Origin of the sequence: Flavobacterium glycines (genome assembly GCF_900100165.1) — a bacterium.
Classification (GTDB): domain Bacteria; phylum Bacteroidota; class Bacteroidia; order Flavobacteriales; family Flavobacteriaceae; genus Flavobacterium; species Flavobacterium glycines.
The window spans coordinates 94,482-118,407 of sequence record NZ_FNEO01000004.1 but is presented as its reverse complement, the minus strand read 5'-3'; the positions used below and the strand labels follow the sequence as shown (position 1 = coordinate 118,407).

The 23,926-nt window shown below is 33.7% G+C and carries 21 protein-coding genes; 20 read left to right on the top strand and 1 reads right to left on the bottom strand.

What is annotated here, in order from left to right; genetic code table 11:
* Positions 1-4 precede the first annotated feature (4 nt).
* The 9 genes from rpsK (at position 5) to BLR17_RS11360 (ending at position 8,306) form a co-directional block, all read left to right on the top strand.
* Entirely contained in the window at positions 5-388 is a 384-nt protein-coding gene (rpsK, locus tag BLR17_RS11400) for a 30S ribosomal protein S11 (protein ID WP_066329344.1), read from the top strand.
* An 88-nt stretch (positions 389-476) separates the two neighbouring features.
* On the top strand, positions 477-1,082 hold the full coding sequence (gene rpsD, locus BLR17_RS11395; RefSeq protein ID WP_066329343.1) for a 30S ribosomal protein S4: 606 nt from the start codon (positions 477-479) through the stop codon (positions 1,080-1,082).
* A gap of 21 nt (positions 1,083-1,103) precedes the next feature.
* Positions 1,104-2,096, top strand: coding sequence for a DNA-directed RNA polymerase subunit alpha (locus BLR17_RS11390; protein ID WP_055090690.1), 993 nt, complete (start codon positions 1,104-1,106; stop codon positions 2,094-2,096).
* Between the two features lie 61 nt (positions 2,097-2,157).
* Entirely contained in the window at positions 2,158-2,652 is a 495-nt protein-coding gene (gene rplQ / locus BLR17_RS11385; RefSeq protein ID WP_066329342.1) for a 50S ribosomal protein L17, read from the top strand.
* 183 nt (positions 2,653-2,835) lie between these two features.
* Positions 2,836-3,936 (top strand): glutamine-hydrolyzing carbamoyl-phosphate synthase small subunit, encoded by a 1,101-nt coding sequence (gene carA / locus BLR17_RS11380; RefSeq protein WP_066329340.1) that lies wholly within the window; start codon positions 2,836-2,838, stop codon positions 3,934-3,936.
* A 217-nt stretch (positions 3,937-4,153) separates the two neighbouring features.
* Positions 4,154-5,446 carry a phosphopyruvate hydratase gene (gene eno / locus BLR17_RS11375; protein WP_066329339.1) on the top strand — a complete coding sequence of 431 codons (1,293 nt, stop codon included), beginning with the start codon at positions 4,154-4,156 and terminating at the stop codon, positions 5,444-5,446.
* 156 nt (positions 5,447-5,602) lie between these two features.
* Positions 5,603-6,880: a citrate synthase gene (locus tag BLR17_RS11370; RefSeq protein WP_066329338.1), complete on the top strand. Its 1,278-nt coding sequence runs from the start codon at positions 5,603-5,605 to the stop codon at positions 6,878-6,880.
* 86 nt (positions 6,881-6,966) lie between these two features.
* Positions 6,967-7,902: a citrulline utilization hydrolase CtlX gene (gene ctlX / locus BLR17_RS11365; RefSeq protein ID WP_066329337.1), complete on the top strand. Its 936-nt coding sequence runs from the start codon at positions 6,967-6,969 to the stop codon at positions 7,900-7,902.
* A gap of 38 nt (positions 7,903-7,940) precedes the next feature.
* Positions 7,941-8,306, top strand: a complete 366-nt coding sequence (locus BLR17_RS11360) for a CoA-binding protein (protein WP_066329335.1) — start codon at positions 7,941-7,943, stop codon at positions 8,304-8,306.
* A gap of 54 nt (positions 8,307-8,360) precedes the next feature.
* On the opposite strand, the gene BLR17_RS11355 is transcribed toward BLR17_RS11360, so the two are convergent.
* Entirely contained in the window at positions 8,361-9,869 is a 1,509-nt protein-coding gene (locus BLR17_RS11355; RefSeq protein WP_066329334.1) for a sodium:solute symporter, read from the bottom strand.
* 142 nt (positions 9,870-10,011) lie between these two features.
* Here BLR17_RS11355 and recR point away from each other — a divergent pair, with 142 nt between their 5' ends.
* From recR to BLR17_RS11300, 11 genes are all read left to right on the top strand, one after another.
* Positions 10,012-10,632, top strand: a complete 621-nt coding sequence (recR, locus tag BLR17_RS11350) for a recombination mediator RecR (protein ID WP_066329565.1) — start codon at positions 10,012-10,014, stop codon at positions 10,630-10,632.
* Positions 10,633-10,699: 67 nt separating this feature from the next.
* On the top strand, positions 10,700-11,488 hold the full coding sequence (locus BLR17_RS11345) for a polysaccharide biosynthesis/export family protein (RefSeq protein WP_066329333.1): 789 nt from the start codon (positions 10,700-10,702) through the stop codon (positions 11,486-11,488).
* A gap of 16 nt (positions 11,489-11,504) precedes the next feature.
* A complete protein-coding gene (locus BLR17_RS11340; RefSeq protein WP_066329332.1) occupies positions 11,505-13,964 on the top strand; it encodes a polysaccharide biosynthesis tyrosine autokinase in 2,460 nt (819 codons plus the stop codon).
* 343 nt (positions 13,965-14,307) lie between these two features.
* The gene (locus tag BLR17_RS11335; RefSeq protein WP_066329330.1) at positions 14,308-15,291 is read left to right on the top strand and encodes an SDR family oxidoreductase; all 984 of its coding nucleotides are present in this window, start codon (positions 14,308-14,310) and stop codon (positions 15,289-15,291) included.
* Between the two features lie 125 nt (positions 15,292-15,416).
* The gene (locus BLR17_RS11330) at positions 15,417-15,785 is read left to right on the top strand and encodes a four helix bundle protein (protein WP_066329329.1); all 369 of its coding nucleotides are present in this window, start codon (positions 15,417-15,419) and stop codon (positions 15,783-15,785) included.
* 93 nt (positions 15,786-15,878) lie between these two features.
* Complete coding sequence (locus BLR17_RS11325) at positions 15,879-17,270, top strand: UDP-glucose 6-dehydrogenase (protein ID WP_066329328.1); 1,392 nt, start codon at positions 15,879-15,881, stop codon at positions 17,268-17,270.
* 83 nt (positions 17,271-17,353) lie between these two features.
* Positions 17,354-17,827, top strand: coding sequence for a UpxY family transcription antiterminator (locus BLR17_RS11320; RefSeq protein WP_066329326.1), 474 nt, complete (start codon positions 17,354-17,356; stop codon positions 17,825-17,827).
* A 361-nt stretch (positions 17,828-18,188) separates the two neighbouring features.
* Positions 18,189-19,481 (top strand): nucleotide sugar dehydrogenase, encoded by a 1,293-nt coding sequence (locus BLR17_RS11315; protein WP_066329325.1) that lies wholly within the window; start codon positions 18,189-18,191, stop codon positions 19,479-19,481.
* A 327-nt stretch (positions 19,482-19,808) separates the two neighbouring features.
* Entirely contained in the window at positions 19,809-20,816 is a 1,008-nt protein-coding gene (locus BLR17_RS11310) for a mannose-1-phosphate guanylyltransferase (RefSeq protein ID WP_066329324.1), read from the top strand.
* 52 nt (positions 20,817-20,868) lie between these two features.
* Positions 20,869-22,668 (top strand): ABC transporter ATP-binding protein, encoded by a 1,800-nt coding sequence (locus tag BLR17_RS11305; protein ID WP_066329323.1) that lies wholly within the window; start codon positions 20,869-20,871, stop codon positions 22,666-22,668.
* A 435-nt stretch (positions 22,669-23,103) separates the two neighbouring features.
* Complete coding sequence (locus tag BLR17_RS11300; protein WP_083189528.1) at positions 23,104-23,712, top strand: CatB-related O-acetyltransferase; 609 nt, start codon at positions 23,104-23,106, stop codon at positions 23,710-23,712.
* Positions 23,713-23,926 lie beyond the last annotated feature (214 nt).

The window sequence follows — 23,926 nt, the reverse complement described above, 5'->3', positions numbered from 1 at the left end:
TAATATGGCTAAAGCAACTACAAAAAAACGTAAAGTTATCGTTGAATCAACGGGAGAAGCTCATATTTCTGCTACCTTCAATAACATCATCATTTCTTTGACTAACAAAAAAGGTGAAGTTATTTCTTGGTCTTCAGCTGGTAAAATGGGTTTTAGAGGTTCTAAAAAGAACACTCCATATGCAGCTCAAATGGCCGCAGAAGACTGTAGTAAAATAGCTCTTGAAGCAGGATTGAAAAAAGTTAAAGTTTATGTAAAAGGACCAGGAAACGGACGTGAGTCTGCTATCCGTTCTATTCATAACGGTGGAATCGAAGTAACTGAAATTATCGACGTTACTCCAATGCCACATAACGGTTGTCGTCCTCCAAAGAGACGTAGAGTTTAATATTAAATTTAAGTATAACTAGGTAGAAATACGATTATCGAAGGATAAGACCTGAATTCATAATCTCTACCTTAATTAATTCATTGAAATGGCAAGATATACTGGTCCTAAAACTAGAATTGCTCGTAAATTTGGCGAAGCAATCTTCGGAGATGACAAATCTTTCGAAAAAAGAAATTACCCTCCTGGACAACACGGGATGGCTAAAAAAAGAGGTAAAAAATCTGAGTATGCAATCCAATTAATGGAGAAGCAAAAAGCTAAATATTCTTATGGAATTTTAGAAAAACAATTCAGAGGTTTATTTAAAAAAGCATCAGCTACTAAAGGTGTTACTGGTGAGGTTCTTTTACAATTATGTGAAGCAAGATTGGATAACGTAGTGTTTAGAATGGGGGTTGCTCCATCTAGAAGAGGTGCAAGACAATTAGTATCTCACAGACACATTACTGTTAATGGTGAAGTTGTAAATATTCCTTCTTACCACCTTAAGCCTGGTGATAAAGTTGCTGTTCGTGAAAAATCTAAATCTTTAGAAGCTATCGAACGTTCTTTATCTAATTCAAGTCAAGTTTATGAATGGATTACTTGGAACAACGATACTAAAGAAGGTACTTTCGTAGCTGTACCTGCTAGAATCCAAATTCCAGAAAACATTAAAGAACAATTAATCGTAGAGTTGTACAACAAATAATAATTGACTTAGTCGAAATTTATGGCAATATTTAATTTTCAAAAGCCCGATAAAGTTATCATGATCGATTCAACCGATTTTGAAGGTAAATTTGAATTTAGACCTTTGGAACCTGGTTATGGATTGACTGTTGGTAATGCACTTAGAAGAGTTTTGCTTTCAGCATTGGAAGGTTATGCAATTACATCTGTTCGCATAGAAGGTGTAGATCATGAGTTTTCTACTATTTCAGGAGTTGTTGAGGATGTTACTGAAATCATCCTTAATCTAAAACAAGTACGTTTCAAACGTCAAATTGAAGATATTGATAACGAATCAGTTTCTATTTCAGTTACTGGTAAAGATCAATTAACAGCTGGTGATTTCCAAAAATTTATTTCAGGTTTCCAAGTTTTGAATCCAGAACTTGTTATCTGTAATTTGGATTCAAGAATCAAATTAAACCTTGATTTAACAATCGAGAAAGGTAGAGGATATGTTCCTGCTGAAGAGAACAAAAAACAGAATGCTGCAATTGGAACCATTTTTACAGATTCTATTTTTACTCCGGTAAAAAATGTAAAATATGCTATTGAAAACTTCCGTGTGGAGCAAAAAACAGATTATGAAAAATTAGTTTTCGAAATTAAAACTGATGGTTCTATTAATCCAAAAGATGCACTAACTGAAGCTGCTAAAGTTCTAATTCACCATTTCATGTTGTTCTCTGACGAAAGAATTACACTTGAGGCTGATGAAATTGCGCAAACAGAATCTTACGATGAAGAATCGTTACATATGAGACAATTGCTTAAAACTAAGCTTGTTGATATGGATTTATCTGTGAGAGCCTTAAATTGTTTGAAAGCGGCTGAAGTTGATACACTTGGTGATTTAGTATCGTTCAATAAAAATGACTTAATGAAATTCCGTAATTTCGGTAAAAAATCTTTAACAGAGCTAGATGAACTTGTAGCAGTTAAGAATTTGACTTTCGGAATGGATTTAACGAAATACAAATTAGATAAAGAATAATTACTTCATAGTTTGCTCTCCAAAGCGGATTGAGCAAGATGAAGGTTAAAAAAAATAGGTCATGAGACACGGAAAAAAAATCAATCACTTAAGCAGACAGACTGCACATAGAAAATCTATGTTAGCTAATATGGCTTGTTCTCTTATCGAGCACAAACGTATTAACACTACTGTTGCTAAAGCAAAAGCGCTTAAACAATTTGTTGAACCGCTTATAACAAAATCTAAAAATGATACGACTCACAATCGTCGTATCGTTTTTGCTAACTTACGTAGTAAATATGCTGTAACTGATTTGTTCAGAGATGTAGCTGCTAAAGTTGGTGACCGTCCGGGAGGATACACTCGTATCATTAAAGTTGGAAATCGTTTAGGAGATAATGCTGATATGGCAATGATCGAATTAGTAGATTTTAACGAACTTTACAACGGAGGTAAAAAAGAAGTTAAAAAAGCAAAAAGCCGTCGTGGTGGTAAAGCTAAAAAAGCTGAGGATGCTCCTGCAACTGAAGCTCCAGCTGCTGAAACTGATACAACTGCTGAAGCTGCTGAATAATTATGAAGATAATCATTCAATAAAATCAAGGATAAGCTATTTATTTAGTTTATCCTTTTTTTTTGATTTTTTATTACATAAAAACAGGCTGGTGAATGAGCTTATTTTGAGCTTTAAAATAATTTTTAAAATTGTTGCTTTCACTGCTTTAATGAATTAAATTTGCACCATATTTAACAACAAATGAAATACACAACACGAAAAAGCGCCATCCTGTTACTAAGCGATGGAACTATATTCCACGGAAAATCTATCGGAATCAGCGGAACCACTTTTGGTGAAGTTTGCTTTAATACTGGAATGACCGGTTATCAAGAAATTTTTACTGATCCATCTTATTTCGGACAGATTATGGTGGCAACTAACACACATATTGGTAATTATGGTGTTAGTGACGAGGAAGTAGAATCAAACGGAATTAAAATTGCTGGTTTGGTTTGTAAAAATTTCAGTTTTAACTATTCCAGAGAAGGAGCTTCAGGAAGTTTAGAAGATTATTTTAAAAAACATAATTTAATCTGTATTTCTGATGTTGATACTCGTGCTTTGGTGAGTTATATTAGAGAAAATGGAGCAATGAATTCTGTGATTTGTACAGATGATACTCCAATTGAAGAATTGAAAGCAGCTTTGGCTAAGGTTCCTGATATGAAAGGTTTGGAGTTGGCTTCTAAAGTTTCTACTAAAGAGCCTTATTTTTACGGAGATGAAAATGCTAAATATAAAGTTTCTGCTCTAGATTTAGGGATTAAAACTAATATCCTTCGTAATCTGGCTAAAAGAGATTGTTATATTAAAGTGTTTCCTTATGACGCATCCTATGCTGATTTAGCTTCGTTTAATCCTGATGGTTTCTTTCTTTCAAATGGACCTGGGGATCCGGAGCCTTTGGATAGTGCAATTGCTGTGGCTAAAGAGATTTTGGCAAATGATAAACCTTTATTCGGTATCTGTTTAGGTCATCAGGTAATTGGTTTGGCTAATGGAATTTCTACATATAAAATGTTTAATGGTCACCGAGGAATTAATCATCCGGTTTCTAATTTGATTACAGGAAAAGGGGAAATTACTTCTCAAAATCATGGTTTTGCTGTTAACAGAGAAGAGTTGGAAGCTAATCCGGAAATGGAAATTACGCATCTGCATTTAAATGACGGAACTGTTGCGGGTATGAGAATGAAAAATAAAAACTGTTTTTCAGTACAATATCACCCTGAAGCAAGTCCTGGTCCACACGATTCTTCTTATTTGTTTGATCAGTTTGTGGCAAATTTGAAAAAGTAAATTTTTATCATATCAATTTTTAATAGGCTAAGCATTTTATGTTTAGCCTATTTTTTTGCTTTAGATTTTTGTTATTTTTTTAATTTGTAAATTTTGTTTTAAATTATGTTTAAAAAAAATAATTTATAACGTTTTCGTTGATAAGATTGAAAAAATTAGTACAATGTTTAAAAAACTTAGAATATATTTGTATCCGAAAATTTAAAAACTAAGTAATATGAGTATTATTATCAAAATTCATGCAAGACAAATTCTTGATTCAAGAGGTAATCCTACTGTAGAGGTAGATGTAATTACAGAAAATGGTGTTTTAGGTAGAGCAGCAGTTCCGTCAGGAGCTTCGACTGGTGAGCATGAGGCTGTAGAATTACGTGATGGTGGAAAAGCCTTTTTAGGAAAAGGAGTTTTAAATGCAGTGAACAATGTTAATACTGTTATTGCTGAAGAACTTGTAGGTACTTCTGTTTTCGAACAAAACTTAATCGATCAAATGATGATTGATTTAGACGGTACTCCAAACAAATCTAAATTAGGAGCTAATGCTATTTTAGGAGTTTCTTTGGCTGTTGCTAAAGCTGCTGCTGCTGAATTAGGATTACCTTTATATAGATACGTAGGTGGTGTTTCGGCTAATACATTGCCTGTTCCAATGATGAACATCATCAACGGTGGTTCTCACTCTGATGCTCCGATTGCTTTTCAGGAATTCATGATTTTCCCGGTAAAAGCAACTTCTTTCTCTCACTCTATGCAAATGGGTACTGAGATTTTTCACAACTTGAAAAAAGTATTACACGATAGAGGTCTTTCTACAGCTGTAGGTGATGAGGGAGGTTTTGCTCCAAACTTAGCTGGTGGAACTGAAGATGCTCTAGATACTATCAAATTGGCAGTAGAAAAAGCAGGTTATTCTTTTGGTGACGAAATTATGATTGCTTTAGACTGTGCTTCTGCTGAGTTTTATGTAGATGGTAAATACGACTACACTAAATTTGAAGGAGAAACTGGAAAAGTAAGAACTTCTGCTGAACAAGCTGAATACTTAGCTGAATTAACTACTAAATACCCAATTATCTCTATCGAAGACGGTATGGATGAAAATGACTGGGAAGGATGGAAATTATTGACTGAAAAAATTGGTGATAAAGTTCAATTAGTAGGTGACGATTTGTTTGTAACTAATGTTCAACGTTTGTCAACTGGTATTGAAAAAGGAATTGCTAATTCAATTCTTATTAAAGTAAACCAAATTGGTACTTTAACTGAAACTATCGCAGCAGTTAACATGGCTAAAAATGCAGGTTATACTTCAGTAATGTCTCACCGTTCAGGAGAAACTGAAGATAATACAATTGCTGACTTGGCAGTAGCTTTAAACTGTGGTCAAATTAAAACTGGTTCTGCTTCACGTTCTGACCGTATGGCTAAATACAACCAACTGTTAAGAATTGAAGAAGAATTAGGAAATACAGCTTATTTTCCTGGATTAAAAGCATTCAAAATAAAATAAGAATAGCAGATTGTTATTTTTTAAAAGCCGTTCATTTAAAATGAATGGCTTTTTTTTTGAAATTTAACAATATCACTGCTTTTTCCCCTTTTTAATTAAGGTTATTATCCTTAGATTTGGTACATTATTAAGTGTAAAGATTTATTTCAAATTATTATGTCAAAAACAGCAATATTAGAAATTGATGGTAAGAAGTATGAGTTTCCTATTTTCGTAGGAAGTGAAAACGAAGAAGCTATCAATATTAACAAATTAAGAGATTTAACAGGAGCAATAACTATTGATCCAGGTTATAAAAATTCAGGTTCTTGCACTAGTGAAATTACTTTCTTGGATGGTGAATTAGGGATTTTACGTTACAGAGGATACGCAATTGAAGATTTAGCTGATCAGGCTAATTTTTTAGAAGTTTCTTATCTTTTAATTTTTGGAGAATTACCAACAGCTGCTCAGTTAGAACAATTTGAAACAGATATTAGAAAACATAGCTTAGTAAACGAGGAGATGAAAGGAATCATTGACGGATTCCCAAGAACTGCTCATCCAATGGGAGTTTTAGCTGCTTTGACAAGTGCTTTGACTGCTTTCAATCCTAAATCAGTTAATGTTGAAAATGAAAAAGAATTATACCAGGCAGTTTGTAAAACTATGGGTAAATTCCTTGTTATTGCGACATGGACTTACAGAAAATCGATGGGATATCCTTTGAATTATTATGATAATACAAAAGGATACGTAGAAAACTTTATGAGATTGATGTTTGAGTTGCCAACTGAGCCTTATAAATTAAGCCCTGTTGTAACTGAAGCTCTTGATAAATTATTTATTTTACATGCTGATCACGAGCAAAACTGTTCTACTTCTACAGTAAGAATGGTAGGTTCTTCTCACGCAGGTTTATTTGCTTCTATCTCTGCAGGAGTTTCTGCTTTATGGGGACCTTTACACGGAGGTGCTAACCAGGCGGTTCTTGAAATGCTAGAAGAGATTCACCAAAATGGTGGAGATACGGAAAAGTATTTGGCTAAAGCTAAAGATAAAAACGATCCATTCCGTTTAATGGGATTCGGACACAGAGTTTACAAAAACTTCGATCCACGTGCTAAAATCATTAAAAAAGCAGCTAACGAAGTTTTAGGAACTTTAGGTGTAGATGATCCAATTTTGGATATTGCTAAAAGATTAGAGGCAGCAGCTTTAGAAGATGAATATTTCAAAGCAAGAAATTTATATCCAAACGTAGATTTCTATTCTGGAATTATTTACAGAGCTTTAGGGATTCCTACAGATATGTTTACAGTAATGTTTGCTATCGGAAGATTACCGGGTTGGATTGCGCAATGGAAAGAAATGCGTGAAAACAAAGAACCAATTGGAAGACCAAGACAAATATACACTGGTTCGCCATTAAGAGAGTTCAAAAGACCTCAATAATTAAGAAACAATAAATCGAAGAAGCTTCACTTAACCGTGGAGCTTTTTTTATCTTTGAGAAAAAGCAATTAATACGATTTTAATTTATGAAGCAAGTAAGTAATTCGGTTTTAATGATTCGTCCGGTGGCTTTTCGGATGAACGAGCAAACAATAGAAAATAATCATTTCCAAAAAGAATTAAAGGGCATGTTGCCTTCTGCAATAAATGCTAAAGCACAACAGGAATTTGATGCTCTGGTAAGTCAGCTTCAGGAGGTGGGAGTTGAAGTGGTTGTGGTGGATGATACACCAGAAACCGATACACCGGATAGTATTTTTCCAAATAACTGGATTTCGTTTCACGATAATGGTGATGTGGTTTTGTATCCTATGTTTGCAGAGAATAGGAGAAATGAACGTCGTGAGGATATTTTAGATATTTTAGAAGAGAAGGATTTTGTAATTGAGAATGTAGTTGATTTTACTTCGGCTGAAGAAGAGGGGATTTTCCTTGAAGGCACCGGTAGTGTCGTTTTGGATAGGGTGAATTTAATTGCTTATTGTGCTTTGTCTCCAAGAGCTAATGAGGAACTTTTTATTGAGTTCTGCGAAGATTTTGATTATGCCCCGGTCATTTTTGAAGCTTTCCATACGGTCGATGAGAAACAACAATTAGTTTATCATACCAATGTGATGATGAGTGTTGGAGAGCATTTTGCGATAATTTGCGCCGATATGATTGAAGATAAAAAAGAACGTAAAATGGTTTTAGACAATTTAAGAGCCAGTGGAAAAGAGTTGGTTTTAATTAGTGAGAAACAAGTGGAGCATTTTGCCGGAAATGTGCTGGAGCTTTCGGGAGCTAATGATAAGAGATATATTGTGATGAGTACAACTGCTTTTGAGTCGTTGAGTGCTGCGCAAAAAGTACAGTTGGAAAAATATGGGACTATTTTGAGTGCTAATTTAAAAACTATTGAAAGCTGTGGAGGTGGCAGCGCCCGATGTATGATGGCGGAGATTTTCCTGCCTCGTGACTAGATGTTGTTTCAGATGCATTTGATTAAATAAAAAAATAAATGAAAAATAAAAAAACTTTAGTATTAGGCGCTTCAGCAAAATCGTTTCGATATGCGCATCAGGCAATTTTGTCGCTTGTGGATAAAGGACATTCGGTGATTGCTATAGGTCATGATGTAGGAGAAGTAGCCGGAGTGAAAATTCATAACAAAGCCATTCCTCTAAAAAATATTGATACGGTTACCTTGTATTTGAATCCGAGAAATCAACGGGATTATTATAATTATATTATTGAGGCAAAGCCAAAGCGCGTTATTTTCAATCCGGGAACCGAAAATCCGCAGCTGTACCAGCTTTTGGAATTGAATAACATAGCATTTGAAGTTGCTTGTACTTTGGTGTTATTGGCAACGAATCAATATTAAAGAATTGAAAAATAAAACTGAAACCATTTTGCTCTGGGTAAAATGGTTTTTTGTTTAAAAACGGTTCGTCTGGCTAGCCGGTTTACTTATAAACAAAAGCCCAAGGAATGTAATTAGTCCGTTGATAATGATTAATTCATTGTCAAAAACATAACCCATTAAAAAATCCTTGGAATTTTCGCTGATAAAAAAAGTGATGGCAGGTGAAATTAAACAGATAAAAGGAATGTAATGGTCTTTTACGGTTTTTGATTTTAAAAATAATCCAAAACAATACAAACCTAATAAAGGGCCGTAAGTATAAGAAGCGACTCTGAAAATCATCCCAACTACCGAACTGTCGTTGATGGAATTGAAAAATACAATTACCAGAAACATTAAGAAGGAAAAACCAAGATGAGTTAGATGTCTTGTTTTGATGATGTTAGGTTTGTGTAAATTTTCCGTTTTATCCATTCCTAAAAAATCAACACAAAAAGAGGTTGTGAGTGCTGTTAATGCCGAATCAGTTGTGGCGAAAGTAGCAGCGGTTAATCCCAGTAAAAAAATTACCGATGGAATAATGCTCAGGTGATGAAAAGCGATTTCGGGAAAAAGTAAATCGGTTCTGGGTTTTCCGGTGATTAAATCTTTCGGGATTTCTATATTGTTTTTTGCTGCATAAATATAAAGTAAGGCGCCAACACTCAAAAAGAAAAGATTGATGATGACAAAAATTCCGGTAAAGGTAAACATGTTTTTTTGGGCTTCGCCAATATTGGAACAACTTAGGTTTTTTTGCATTAAATCCTGGTCTAAACCTACCATAGCGATGGTAACAAACATACCGCCCAGAATTTGTTTGACAAAATGAAATTTATTAGACAGGAAATCGTCAAAGAAAAAAGTTTTAGAATAATTGCTGTTTTTCACAGTTTCGAAAGCCTGAAAAAAGTTCAGATTTAAACTTTGGCATATAAAATAAATGGTTAGCAGAACTGAGGTGACCAGGAAGAAAGTTTGCAGAGTATCGGTAATGATGATTGTTTTTAGACCACCGCGATAGGTGTAGGCAAAGATTAAAGTCAATGAAATAAGTACTGTGATTGCAAAAGGGATTTGGTAATAATCAAATACAAAACGTTGCAGGACGATAACAACTAAATACAATCTAAAGGCTGAGCCGATAGTCCGGCTTATTAAAAAAATGCCGGCTGCTGTTTTGTAGGAATAAAAACCAAGTCGGTGTTCGATGTAGCTGTAAATTGAGGTGAGGTTCATTCTGTAATATAAAGGCAACAACACTTTGGCAACAATTATGAAACCTATGGCGTTGCCTAAAACAAATTGGAAATATTTGAATTGCTCTCCGTTAGGTGAGCCTACTTCCCCGGGAACAGAAATAAATGTTACTCCGGATAAGGCGGTTCCAATCATTCCAAAAGCTACCAGATACCATTTGGAATTTTTATTCGCCTTAAAAAAAGCATCATTTCCGCTGTTGTTTTTACTGGTAAAATGAGCGATTATGAATAGGATTCCAAAATAAATAATGATGAGAGATAGTATTGTGGCTGGCGTCATTTCCTTGATTTTATACCAGCAAATTACGATTTTTTAGGCAACAAATTCGGTAGTGAAATTTGAATTTAAAAAGTGTTCGAATTTTAAAATGCATTTTCGAATAATCAATTATTTCAATAAACAAATTGTTACATTTGCAACTATGGAATTTTCTTCAAAATTATTAGAGAAAGCAGTAAATGAGATTTCGCAATTGCCCGGAATTGGAAAAAGAACGGCTTTGCGACTTGTGTTGCATTTGTTAAAACAGCCTAAAGAACAAACTGGTTTTTTAACTCAGGCATTGGTTAATATGCGTGAGGATATTAAGTTTTGCGAAAGTTGTCATAATATTTCGGATACGGCAATTTGTGAAATATGCAGCAATACTAACAGGAATCATCAAATAGTATGTGTTGTTGAGGATATTCGCGATGTGATGGCGATTGAAAATACGGGGCAGTTTAAAGGGATTTATCATGTTTTGGGAGGGAAAATTTCGCCAATTGACGGAGTTGGACCAAGTCAGTTAAAGATAGCCAGTTTGGTTGAAAAAGTGAGATCAGGAAAATTGACTGAGGTTATTTTTGCATTGAGTTCTACAATGGAAGGGGATACTACTAATTTTTATATTTATAAACAGATTTCCGATTCGGATATTATAATTTCCACGATTGCACGTGGAATTGCTGTGGGAGACGAATTAGAATATGCTGACGAAGTGACTTTGGGAAGAAGTATTTTGCAGCGTTTGCCATTTGAAAAGGCAATAAAAAATAATTAATAGGTTTGTATACTGAGGCTTTTAATATCGTAAATGAAAAGCTATATTTGTTGTCTAAAATAATAAAATGGGTAAATATCTATTTGGTTTATTGCTAAGTGTTTGTGTGTTGTTTACTTCCTGTATTTCGACACATGACTTGGTTTATTTGCAAAATAAAAATGAAACAACCGCCGAAACTTCCATTTCGGCTGTACAATCTAAACCGTATCGATTACAAATCAATGATGTTTTGAGTATTAGCATCAAAGCGAATGATTCTAAACTAGTTGAGATTTTTAGTACTACAAATCAGGGCGAATTGGCTAAGTCTGAAGCGGGTTTGTATTTTAATGGTTTTACGGTTGATGATCATGGAAATATCAGAATGCCTATTTTGGGAGAGTTAAATGTTATTGGTTATACTCTGGATGAAGTCAGACAACGTATTGAAAAACAATTATTAGCTGAATATTTCAAGAAGGAAGCCAATATTTTTGTCATAGTAAAGTTAGCCGGTTTTCGTTATACGATAAATGGGGAAGTAGGAAGTACAGGGACAAAAACTTTGTTTCAGGAGCATGTAAATATTATGGAAGCTATAGCTAATTCGGGTGATATTACACTTTTAGGAAACAGAAAGGCGGTTACTATTATTAGAAAAACACCAACAGGAAATGAAATGCATGATATTGATTTGACTGATAGTAATGTGATCAATTCACCGTATTATTATTTGCAGCCCAATGATTATATTTATGTGAAGCCCTTAAAGCAAAAAACCTGGGGAACAGGAAAAACAGGGATAGAATCTTTAGGAACGATATTAACATTACTATCGTTAGGGACTACTGTTTTACTATTATTAAAGAGATAAAACACATTTCGAAAAAATGTTAGATATAAAAGACTTTTCCATTTTTGAAAACCAAGTTAGTTTTGATTTCAAAGGCTTATTAATTAAGATATTGAGCTATTGGAAATTGTTTTTGGTAAGTTTGATTATTGCTGTAACCATTGCCTATCAGGTAAATATTCGTAAGGAAAAAATTTACGAAATGGAAACTTTGATTTCTATTAAGGAAGAAAGTAATCCCTTGTTTACCTCTAATACCAGTCTGACTTTTAACTGGGGAGGCGTTTCTGATCAAATGCAAACTGTTTCTACTACTTTACAATCCCGTTCTCATAATGAATTAGTGGTGGATAAATTACAGTTCTATATTGATTATTTAGAGCAAAAAGAGTACAATATGGTCGATGCCTATGGTGCTGTTCCATTTTATGTGAGTATCGATAAAGATAAGGCTCAGTTAGCAGGAAACTTGATTAGTATTACTTTTCTAACGGAATCAGAATATCAAATTAAAATTCCGTTTCAAAGTAATTCGGTTTCATTAATTAACTATTTGGATAATTCCTATGGTTCTGCAAATGTGGAAATGGGAGATTTTGTTAAAAAATATAGGGTAGGAGAGCAGGTTTCTTTGCCTTTTTTACATTGGAAATTATTCATAAATGATAATCCGGGTTTTTACAAAGGGAGAGAATATTTTGTTCGATTTAATGATTTCAACGGGACAGTATCCCGTTATAAAGGAGTTGGTGTAACGCCGGATGAAAAGGGAGCTTCTATTTTAACTTTAAGATTACAGGGGACTAATAAAGCCAGAATGGTTGAATACCTCAATTCGACTGTAAAAATGCTTATCAAGAGACAATTAGACAGCAAAAATCAATTTGCTACTAATACAATAGGTTTTATTGACAGTACTTTGGTGGCAATGGAATCACAATTAAAAACAGCCGGAGAAGAATTGAAATCTTTCAAAATAGGAAAAAATGTTTCCAATTTAGAAGACGGAGGAGCCAAGTTCTCAGAAAAGATTTCACAATATGATATAGAAAAAGATGCTATTGCGAGAAAGATTTCTTACTATAATTCGCTTAAAGCGTATTTGAAAAACAGCGTTGATTATTCTAAGCTTCCGGCACCATCGGTGGCAGGAATTGATGATCCGAATATTGTAGCCAATATTTCTAAGCTGATTGCACTTTCTACCCAACGTTCAGAAATGGCCTATGCTGTAAAAAGCGATAAGATTTTTAGAGAATTTGATAGTCAGATGGAAGCTGTTAAAAGTGTTTTGTTAGAGAATATAGCTTCCGCAAAATCGGCTTTACAATTTGATTTAGGATTGGTAAATAGTAAAATCAATCAGGCCGAGGGTAATATCAGGCAATTGCCTGAAGATCAGCAGGAATTGATTAAAATACAAAGGAAATATGATTTAAGTGATAATATTTACAGCACTTTTCTTCAAAAAAGAAGCGAAGCCAATATTGTTAAAGCAGCTAATTTATCAGATATTCATTTTATAGATCCGGCAAAAGATGTTGGGGGAGGTTTGATAGGTCCTAAAACATCGGTTAATTATGTGTTGGCCGTTTTTCTTGGATTCACTATTCCTTTGGTGTTTATATTTATCCTCTTTTTTATCAATAATTCGATTCAAAAAGCGGAAGATGTAAGTAAACAAACTCAAATTCCCTTACTTGGAGTGTTGGGCGTTTATAAAGATAAAGGTGAGTTGGCTGTATTTGAGAAACCTAAATCGGCTTTGTCTGAATCTTTCAGAGCTATACGTTCTTCTTTGCAGTTTTTGTATAAAAAACAACATGTTGAAGGAGGGAAAACGTTGATGATTACTTCGTCTATTAGTGGTGAGGGGAAAACTTTTTGTTCGATAAATATCGCTACCGTTTTTGCTTTAAGCGAAAAGAAAACAGTAATTGTTGGTTTGGATTTGAGAAAACCCAAATTGGCTGAAGAATTCAATTTGTCTAATGATCTTGGGGTTGTTAATTATTTGATTAAGCAGAAAAGTTTAAAGGATATAATTAATCACACTCAAATTCCTTTTCTGGATGTAGTTCTTTCCGGACCTGTTCCGCCAAATCCTTCCGAATTAATTATTGGCGAAGCTATGGCGGATTTAATGGAAGAATTGAAAAAGGAATATGATTATATTATTTTGGATACCCCTCCGGTTGGATTAGTTTCTGATTCCCTGGAATTAGGTCAGTATGCTGATGTGACTTTGTATATAGTAAGGCAGAATATTACCAAAAAAGAAATGATTCCTCTTTTAAACAACAGGGTTAAACGTGGAGAAATGAATAATGTGAGTATTATTTTAAACGGTTTTGAAAATAAAGCAAAATATGGTTCTGCTTATGGGTACGGCTATGGCTATGGGTACGGCTATGGAGAATATTCGAACGGTTATCATGATGAGGAAAAACCGAAAGGATTGATCCAAAAAATACTTAAAAAGATTAGAAAAGCGTAGGGTGTTTAGAATTGTATGAAAAAGGAATTTTCTTTTTTGCTTGATCAAAAAAGAAACAAAAAAATCAAGTCTTGCTCTTCCTCGTCGGTCAAATTAGTTTTCGAATGCTAAAAGAAAAGAACTCGTCCCGAAGTGTCGGGACTCAAACAGCTTTTCTTTTTACGCATTCTTCAAACATTTGACACTCGACTCCGGAAGTTAAGGACAGTTGGAGTTAGGGAAGAATCACGTTTTTGTTTAAAGTTGAATAAAATTACTCATCGAACTTACTTTTTGATAATTTTGCCAATGATTTTTTTGAAAAAAAATAAACATGCTCAGTAGCTAATTTTTAAATAAAAAAATGCGAGAAATAACCAATTATACTATTTTAATAACAGGAGGAGCCGGTTTTATCGGGTCAAATCTTTGCGAATATTTTTTAAGCAAAGGAAATAAAGTGATTTGTCTGGATAATTTTGCTACTGGTCACCGTCATAATTTAACAGCTTGTATTTCTAATCCTGATTTTACTTTGATTGAAGGAGATATTCGAAATTTGGAGGATTGTAAAAAAGCTGTTGAAGGAGTCGATTATGTACTGCATCAGGCCGCTTTGGGTTCGGTTCCGCGTTCTATAAAAGATCCTGTTACGACGAATGATGTCAATGTTTCGGGGTTTTTGAATATGCTGCAAGCAGCCACAGAGGCTAAAGTGAAACGTTTTGTGTATGCAGCCAGTTCTTCGACTTATGGGGATTCGGTGGGATTGCCAAAAGTGGAAGATGTTATTGGGAAGCCACTTTCGCCTTATGCTATTACCAAATTTGTAAACGAATTATACGCTGAAATTTTTAGTAAGACTTACGGAATTGAAACCATCGGTTTGCGTTATTTTAATGTTTTTGGAAGAAAGCAAGATCCTAATGGCGCCTATGCTGCAGTAATTCCAAAATTTGTCATGCAGTTGATGCAACATGAGGACATTACAATTAACGGAGAGGGGAATTATTCCCGTGATTTTACTTATATCGACAATGTGATTCAAATGAATGAATTGGCGATAGCTACAGATAAAAAGGAGGCGGTAAACACCGTTTATAACACCGCTTATGGAGACAGGAATACCCTGAACGATTTGGTTGCTTATTTAAAAGAATATCTGAGTAATTATGATTCTGAAATTGCTAATGTAGGAGTGATTCACGGTCCTAACAGAGCAGGTGATATTCCGCACTCATTAGCAAGTATCGATAAAGCGAAAGAATTGTTAGCGTATGAGCCAAAATATTCTTTGCAGGAAGGATTGAAGATAGCGGTAGATTGGTATTGGGAGAATTTGAGATAGAGTTGTCAGTTGTCAGTTCTCGGTTGTCAGTTCTCGGTTGTCAGTTCTCGGTTGTGGGTTGTCAGTTGTGGGTTGTGAGTTGATAGTTTGAAAAGCAATATTATTATCATTAAACTTAGAAGCAGTTGAAAAGTTATAAGGATCTGGATATTTATACCATCGGAATGGAATTGTTTTATAAAAGACATACTTTGTCATTGCAATTGCCAAAATATGAATTATATGAGTTAGGAAGTCAGCTTAGAAGGTCTTCTGATTCTGTCGTAACAAACATTGTAGAGGGTTATGGGCGTAGAAGGTATAAAAATGATTTTATTAAATTTTTGGTTTACTCTCATGCAAGTAATTTAGAAACACTTAATCATATTGAAAAAATAGTCAATTTGTATCCTTATTTGGCTGATGATATGAAAGTGCTCTATGAAAAATATGATGCTTTGGGAGCTAAAATTTTTTCTTTCCTGAAGTACGTAGAAGAACATTGGAAAATATAAATATGTTGTCTGTCATCTGTTGTCGGTTGTTAGTTGTCAGTTAGTAGATAACGATAACAGAAAACAGAAAACAAAAAACAAAAAACAGAATAAATGAAAATTACAAAAATTTGTTGCATTGGTGCGGGCTATGTTGGAGGTCCTACAATGGCAATTATAGCACAAAAATGTCCACAGATACAGGTAACTGTAGTGGATTTGAATGAAGAAAGAATTGCAACCTGGAATGATGAAGATGTTAATAATATTCCAATTTATGAGCCGGGACTTTCTGAAATAGTGAAGGAAGCAAGAGGACGCAATTTATTCTTTTCTACAGAAGTGGATAAAGCCATCGATGAAGCAGAGATGATTTTCATCTCGGTAAATACGCCAACAAAAACCTACGGAAAAGGTAAAGGAATGGCGGCCGATTTAAAGTATATTGAGTTGTGTGCCAGACAAATTGCCCGAGTTTCTACAAGTAATAAAATTGTAGTAGAAAAATCGACTTTGCCGGTCCGAACAGCAGAAGCAATTAAGAGTATTTTGGATAATACAGGAAATGGTGTGAAATTCCAAATTCTTTCCAATCCTGAGTTTTTAGCTGAAGGAACAGCCGTTCAGGATTTGTTACATCCGGATCGAATTTTAATTGGAGGAGATACTACTGAAGAAGGACAAAAAGCCATTCAGGCGTTGGTGGATGTTTATGCGAATTGGGTTGCTGTGGGTAAAATTTTAACCACTAATGTATGGTCTTCGGAATTGTCAAAATTGACAGCTAATGCTTTTTTAGCACAAAGAATTTCTTCTATTAATGCGATGTCTGAACTTTGTGAAAAAACCGGTGCAGATGTAAATGAAGTGGCGAGAGCCATTGGAATGGACAGCCGAATCGGGCCTAAATTTCTTAAAGCTTCGGTAGGTTTTGGAGGTTCCTGTTTCCAAAAAGACATACTGAATTTAGTGTATATAGCAAAATCCTATGGGCTAAATGAGGTAGCTGATTATTGGGAGCAGGTAATCATTATGAATGACCACCAAAAAAGACGCTTTTCAAGTAATATTGTAAAAACACTTTATAATACAGTTTCAGATAAAAAGATTGCTTTTTTAGGCTGGGCTTTTAAAAAAGACACCAACGATACCAGAGAATCTGCTGCAATTTATGTAGCAGATGATTTGATTAATGAAAATGCAAAGATTGCTGTTTATGATCCTAAAGTGTCCTATAAAAAAGTATTAGCTGATTTGGATTATTTACAAACAAGAACAGCCGATAAGAATGCGGAAAGCATTGTATCATTTGAAAACCCTTATAAAGCCTGTGAAGGAGCTCATGCAGTAGCGATACTTACGGAATGGGATGAGTTTGTTACTTACGATTGGCAAAAAATATACGATGCTATGCAAAAACCGGCTTTTGTATTTGATGGAAGAAATATATTAAATGCTGCTGAATTGGAAAAAATAGGTTTTGTTTATCAGGCGATTGGTTCTTAGGGGTGACTGTTGTTAGTTGTCAGTTGTGGGTTGTCAGTTGGTAAGCCTAAAATAAATAATGTAATTATCTCAAAAATAGAGGAATGAATTGGTATGTGGTATATACAAAACCAAAGTGGGAGAAGAAGGTGGCGGAGCAATTGCTACAAAAGGGAATAGATTGTTATTCTCCTTTGGTTACTCAAGTGCGTCAATGGTCGGATAGAAAGAAGAAAGTAGAAGTTCCGTTGTTTAATTCTTATGTTTTTGTTCGTTTGAACGAAGCTGACAGGAATCTTGTTTTTCAGTCGTCAGGTGTTGTACGTTATCTTTTTTGGTTAGGGAAACCGGCTATTGTACGTGATGAAGAAATTGATACTATAAAAAAATGGCTTTCTGCTCCGGATCAATATGAAATTTCGGTTAGCAGCCTGCAAGTGGGTGATAAGGTTGTTCTGGAATCCGGTCCTTTCAAGTCTCATGAGGCTGTTGTAAGAGAAGTGAACAGGAATGATAATTATGTACTTCTTTTGGAGTCCATGGGGTGTGTTTTGAAAATGAAACTTAGGCAAACATAGTCGATGAATTTTTACGGGATTTTAATTTTTAGTAAGCGTTTGGATTTTTATAGAGGAAAATTCAAACGCTTTTTTTGTTAAATGATTTTCTAAAATACGGTTAATCTGTTTTTTATTATTTTTTTAAGCGGTCAAAGTTTTTTTTCGAATTGGTGTTATGGAACGTTGAAAGTTAGAGGGTTACATTTTATTTCTTTTTTTATTTTTTAATAAAGTATTAAGATGCATTTTCATACAGGAATTTCGGTTGATTGTAGTTATATTTGCGAACGAAAAATTAGGTTTCTGACTCGTTTTATGTGAGTTGGAACCGCGAAGCGTTGGTGAAACTCATTAAGTTTTTATAAATAAATAAAAATCAATGAATTATAATTCTAAAATTGCAGTAGTTGGTTTGGGCTATGTAGGTTTGCCATTAGCCAGGTTATTTGCTACTCAATATACAGTTGTTGGTTTTGATATTAATCAAAAGAGAATCGATGCTTTAAATACTGGAATTGATACTACATTTGAAGTAGACGAGTCTGTTTTAAAATCGGTATTAATTTCCAAAGATAAAATTCAAAACCAAAAAGGATTGTATTGCAGTAATCAATTGGAAGCTATTGCTGACTGTAATTATTTTATAATAACTGTTCCAACTCCTGTTGATAAAAACAATCGTCCTGATTTGACGCCATTATACAAAGCCAGTGAAACGGTAGCTAAGGTTTTAAAAAAAGGTGATATTGTCATTTATGAATCTACTGTTTATCCCGGAGTGACTGAGGACGAATGTGTGCCGGTTTTAGAACGTATTTCGGGATTACGATTTAATGTTGATTTTTTTGCGGGTTATTCTCCTGAGCGTATTAATCCGGGAGATAAAGAACATACCGTAGATAAAATCCTAAAAGTAACCGCTGGTTCTACTCCAGAAATTGGTCAAAAAGTAGATGCATTATACAGCTCTGTAATTACCGCCGGAACACATTTGGCTCCATCTATAAAAGTAGCTGAAGCCGCGAAAGTTATTGAAAATTCACAACGTGATATTAATATTGCTTTTGTGAATGAATTGTCCAAAATATTCAATCTAATGAATATTGACACTCAAGCTGTTTTAGAGGCTGCCGCAACCAAATGGAATTTTTTGCCTTTTAAACCCGGATTAGTGGGAGGACACTGTATAGGGGTTGATCCGTATTATTTGGCTCAAAAAGCACAGGAATTAGGTTATCATCCTGAAATTATTTTAGCAGGACGGCGCCTGAATGACAGTATGGGGGAATACGTGGCTTCTCAAATAGTTAAATTAATGATTAAAAAAGGAATTTCTGTTAACGGAGCTTCTCTGTTGATGTTAGGAATTACTTTTAAAGAGAATTGTCCGGATGTTCGTAATACAAAAATTATAGATGTAATCAGCGCCTTAAAAGAGTACGGAATTGCAATCACCTTGTGTGATCCTTTAGCAAACCCAGAAGAAGTTAAGCTTGAATATGGTTTAGAATGTCTTTCAGTTCCAACGTTTAAGCATAAGTTTGATGCAATTGTTTTAGGAGTGGCACATCAAGAATTTTTAAATTTAGATTATTCAAAGCTTCAAAATGAAAGTAGTATTTTATATGATGTAAAAGGGGTTTTGAGAGAAGCTGTAGATGGACGATTATAGTTGAAAAAGAACACACCCCTACCCCCTCTTAAGAGGGGAATTCGTTTGGGTAGTAAAGAATAAATTTACTCTATTGTGTAAGTTTTGTTGTTTAATGTGAGTTTGAAAAGAAAATTTTTTAAGGTTTGTGTGATTTAAAGAAATGAACATACTTCTAACTTCTCTAAAGAAACTACTATGTCCCGATAATACATTGCGAATTCCCTCCTTGAGGAGGGTTAGGGAGGTGTAAAAATTGAAAATAAATAAGATATAGAAAAATTGTTTTTAATCGGCTTCTATTTTTAACAACCGATGATAGACAACCGATAACTGATAACAGTTAATATGGAAAAAAAACATAACATTATACATGTAATCCTTACCGGTGGTGTAGGAAGTCGTTTGTGGCCTTTGTCTCGTAAGAGCAGACCCAAACAATATTTAGAAATTTTTGATGGCAAGTCTTTGTTTGAATTGACGGTTGATCGTAATCAGGATATCGTTGATAAGGTAATTGTGGTAGGGAATATAGATAATTGCGATTTGAGCAGAGCTATTTTAGAAAAGAAAAATATCCCTTATTTAGATATCGTTGAAGCGACACCCCGTAATACTGCAGCGGCTATTGCTTTTGCAGCATTTGCAGCTGATCCGGAGGATATTTTGATTGTAACTCCAATGGATCATATTATCGAAAAGAAAGATTTATATGATATTGCTGTAGCAGATGCTATTAAAAAAGCGGGAGAAGGCAATATTGTGACTTTTGGAATTGTACCTACTAAACCAGAGACGGGTTATGGTTACATTGAGGCTAAAGGCGAAAATGTTGTATCCTTTAGAGAAAAACCCAATTTGGTGACTGCTAAAGGATTTTTGGCTAAGAAAAATTTCTTATGGAATTCCGGAATGTTTTGTTTTAAGGCAGGAGTTTTGTTAGAAGAATTAAAGCATTTTCAGCCTAAGATTTATAAAAAATCTAAAAAAGTTTGGGATCATAATGACAACGGTAAGTTAGATTTGGAATTGTCTATGGAGATTCCTGCAATTAGTGTCGATTATGCGGTGATGGAACGCTCTAAGAAAATCAAAGTAATCCATTCGCAGTTTTTATGGTCTGATTTAGGTTCTTTTGAATCCGTTTATGATTATTTATTGGCTAAAGGGCATCCTGTGGATGAAAACGGCAATATGGTAATAGGTGTTCAAAATTTCACGGCTTTTATAGGCATGAAAAATACTATTTTGGTAGCTACAGAGAATGCTAATCTGGTTTTGCAAAAAGAATATTCGCAGGATGTGAAGGATTTGTATAATGAGTTGGAAGTAGAGAAACCGGAGTTGCTGGAGTAAAAGGAGGTGTTGAAAAAATATACAAAAAGCTATTTGACAATATAAAATCAAGATGTTGAACAAGATTAAAATATTTATAGTTAAAAAATTTGACACCTTATATTATTTCTATAAGTATATTGGGAATAAAATTTTTATCTTATTAGTTTTCAATTTTCTTTATGTTTTAATGGATGGTTTTGGATTAACCATGTTTATTCCATTATTACAAATAGCCGATGGGAATACAAATACAGAGGGCGCTAATGGCAGATTAATAGAATATACTAGTGCTTTATTTCAGTTTTTGCATCTTCCAATGAATATAATTACCATGTTATTGTTAATTATGTTACTATTTAGTTTGAAAGCCTTATTTACTTATTTTACAATGGCCTATCAAGCCGTAAATCTTGAAACTTTTGTTAAAAAAATACGTGTTCAAAATACCCTAGGTTTAAGTTCATTAAAATTTTCTGAATTTGTTTCTTCGGATATTGGACGTTTGCAAAATACATTAACGGGAGAGGCTAATAATGTGGTTAATGCTTGTAGGTCTTATATCGAGACCATTAAAAATGCCATGGTTGTATTTGTATATTTAGGTTTTGCTTTTTTTATGGATTGGAAATTTTCTCTGCTGGTTGTTATAGGAGGAGTGCTTTCTAATTTGATTTATCGATTTTTTTATAAGCATATCGAGAATTTATCCAGAGAGAACACAAAGTATGCCCATGAATATTCCAGTTTGGTCATTCAATCCGTGAATAATTTTAAATACTTAAAAGCCACTCAACGTAATGAATTGTTTAATTGCCGTATGCTTAGTGTTTTAGATTTAGCGATTGATAATTCGATTCGCGGGGGGAAGTTATTAGGATTAACCACTTCTATACGTGAGCCTATTATGATTTTGGTGGTCTGTGCTGTTATTGGGGTTCAATTATTGGTGTTCAAATCATCATTATCGGCTATCTTAATAATATTAGTTCTGTTTTATCGTGCTATGGCATACATCATGTCATTACAAATTTCATGGAATACTTATTTAGCTAGTATTGGTTCCATGGAAAATATGCGTGATTTCGAAAAATATTTAATTCAACACAAAGAAATAGATACAGGTATCATAAATGTAGAAAAAATAGACGAAATTCAACTTTCGGATCTTCATTTGTCCTATGGTGATATACAGGTAATAAAAGGGATTGATTTAAAAATTGTTAAAAATAAGTCGATAGCATTTATTGGTGAAACTGGTTCCGGAAAAACCACACTGGTCAATATTATTGCAGCTTTGTTAAAAGTAGATCAAGGAGCTATTTTGGTTAATTCTATTCCGTTAAACGAAATTAGTTTACAGTCCTATCGCTCTCGTATAGGTTATATTTCTCAGGATACCACTATTTTTAATGCTGATATTTTTGACAATGTTACCTTTTGGGCAGAAAGAACAGCAGAAAATATAGAGCAATTTTTGAATGCTATAAAATTAAGCAGTATAGATAAATTTATAAACGGATTACCTAATGGCTATAATGAAGTTTTAGGGAATAATGGTTTGAATTTAAGTGGTGGTCAAAAACAGCGTATTTCAATAGCCCGTGAGCTTTATCGTGATATAGATATTTTAATTATGGATGAAGCCACTTCGGCATTAGATTCACAAACGGAAAAAGAAATTAAGGATAGCATTGAATATCTTCAAGGTAAAGTAACCATAATTTCTATAGCCCATCGCTTATCAACGGTTAAAAATGCGGATGTAATTTACCTATTAGAAGAGGGGAGAATAGTTGCTTCGGGTAATTTTGAATCACTTAAACAAAAGTCTAATTATTTTAAGAATTTGACCGTTTTGCAAGGAATGTAAAATTATCTAGTTATGTGGAAAGAGCTTTTTTAGGGCGAACTCAATTTGCATCAATAAAAATACTTTTACTAAACTTTAATATGTCTCGCTTCTAAATTTATTTCATAAATTACATTTTAACACTTTATCGTCACATAAATATTTATGTATACAAAGTTAGATAAATAGTGAAACCGATATAATGTCGTTTTTTGTTTTTTGACAAATCCATTTATCCAATTGAATGACATACAGTCGATTCATTTTAATAATATTACAACAAATCGTTCCAATTACTTATATGTTAGATTTTATTAAAACATAGTATGTTAAAGAAGTGATATTTTTTTAATTAAACAAAACAAAAGATTGAAACATGTAAATTAATATTAGCAATAAAAATTTACTTAAACTTTATGAGCGATAGAAAAATTTTAAACGACAAATTAATAGATAATGGTTGAATTTTTAAAAAGATTACTAAGGAAAATATTGGGAGTTGAGTCGAATACCACATCTTCAAATATATACATGAAGGAAAATCCACGGTATGAAAAATATAAGATTGGTGTTGGGACTTATGGGACACCATATATATATGATTGGAGTCAAGAAACAATATTGACGATAGGCAATTACTGTTCAATAGGTGGTAATGTTTCGATTTTACTTGGAGGAGAACATCAAACAGATTGGGTAACAACATATCCATTTTCAGGTTTGAATCAGGATATGATTACTTTAAAAAAAGATAATAATTCGAAGGGAGATGTATTTATAGGTAATGATGTGTGGATAGGCAATAACGTCACTATCTTATCAGGTGTGAATATAGGTAATGGAGCTGTCATTGGTGCAGGTAGCATTGTGACAAAAGACATACCAGATTATGCTATCGTTGGCGGTAACCCAGCTAAAATTATACGATATAGATTCAAAAGTGAACAAATTAAAAGTTTATTAGAGATTGCTTGGTGGGATTGGCCTATTGAAGAAATAAAAAGAAAAAAGCTGTTAATTTTATCTAATGATATTGATGAATTTATTGCTGAATCTCTAAAATGAAATTAATATTGGATTTATTATTATAAGTGACTTAATATATGTTCGTATAATTAATTTGTTTCATGGGACTTACCTATTTTGAGAACCAGATTGTTTTATCATTTACTAAACATTTTTTTTAAATTATATATTAGTACCTAATTATCACGATGGAATTATACTAAATTATTAGGATAAACCATTTTGTTTAGTAAAATAATTTTTGGTTCTTCGC

Coding starts and splice junctions, on each gene's coding strand:
- rpsK (WP_066329344.1), top strand. CDS start 5: ATGGCTAAAGCAACTACAAAAAAACGTAAAGTTATCGTTGAATCAACG.
- rpsD (WP_066329343.1), top strand. CDS start 477: ATGGCAAGATATACTGGTCCTAAAACTAGAATTGCTCGTAAATTTGGC.
- BLR17_RS11390 (WP_055090690.1), top strand. CDS start 1,104: ATGGCAATATTTAATTTTCAAAAGCCCGATAAAGTTATCATGATCGAT.
- rplQ (WP_066329342.1), top strand. CDS start 2,158: ATGAGACACGGAAAAAAAATCAATCACTTAAGCAGACAGACTGCACAT.
- carA (WP_066329340.1), top strand. CDS start 2,836: ATGAAATACACAACACGAAAAAGCGCCATCCTGTTACTAAGCGATGGA.
- eno (WP_066329339.1), top strand. CDS start 4,154: ATGAGTATTATTATCAAAATTCATGCAAGACAAATTCTTGATTCAAGA.
- BLR17_RS11370 (WP_066329338.1), top strand. CDS start 5,603: ATGTCAAAAACAGCAATATTAGAAATTGATGGTAAGAAGTATGAGTTT.
- ctlX (WP_066329337.1), top strand. CDS start 6,967: ATGAAGCAAGTAAGTAATTCGGTTTTAATGATTCGTCCGGTGGCTTTT.
- BLR17_RS11360 (WP_066329335.1), top strand. CDS start 7,941: ATGAAAAATAAAAAAACTTTAGTATTAGGCGCTTCAGCAAAATCGTTT.
- BLR17_RS11355 (WP_066329334.1), bottom strand. CDS start 9,869: ATGACGCCAGCCACAATACTATCTCTCATCATTATTTATTTTGGAATC.
- recR (WP_066329565.1), top strand. CDS start 10,012: ATGGAATTTTCTTCAAAATTATTAGAGAAAGCAGTAAATGAGATTTCG.
- BLR17_RS11345 (WP_066329333.1), top strand. CDS start 10,700: ATGGGTAAATATCTATTTGGTTTATTGCTAAGTGTTTGTGTGTTGTTT.
- BLR17_RS11340 (WP_066329332.1), top strand. CDS start 11,505: ATGTTAGATATAAAAGACTTTTCCATTTTTGAAAACCAAGTTAGTTTT.
- BLR17_RS11335 (WP_066329330.1), top strand. CDS start 14,308: ATGCGAGAAATAACCAATTATACTATTTTAATAACAGGAGGAGCCGGT.
- BLR17_RS11325 (WP_066329328.1), top strand. CDS start 15,879: ATGAAAATTACAAAAATTTGTTGCATTGGTGCGGGCTATGTTGGAGGT.
- BLR17_RS11320 (WP_066329326.1), top strand. CDS start 17,354: ATGAATTGGTATGTGGTATATACAAAACCAAAGTGGGAGAAGAAGGTG.
- BLR17_RS11315 (WP_066329325.1), top strand. CDS start 18,189: ATGAATTATAATTCTAAAATTGCAGTAGTTGGTTTGGGCTATGTAGGT.
- BLR17_RS11310 (WP_066329324.1), top strand. CDS start 19,809: ATGGAAAAAAAACATAACATTATACATGTAATCCTTACCGGTGGTGTA.
- BLR17_RS11305 (WP_066329323.1), top strand. CDS start 20,869: ATGTTGAACAAGATTAAAATATTTATAGTTAAAAAATTTGACACCTTA.
- BLR17_RS11300 (WP_083189528.1), top strand. CDS start 23,104: ATGGTTGAATTTTTAAAAAGATTACTAAGGAAAATATTGGGAGTTGAG.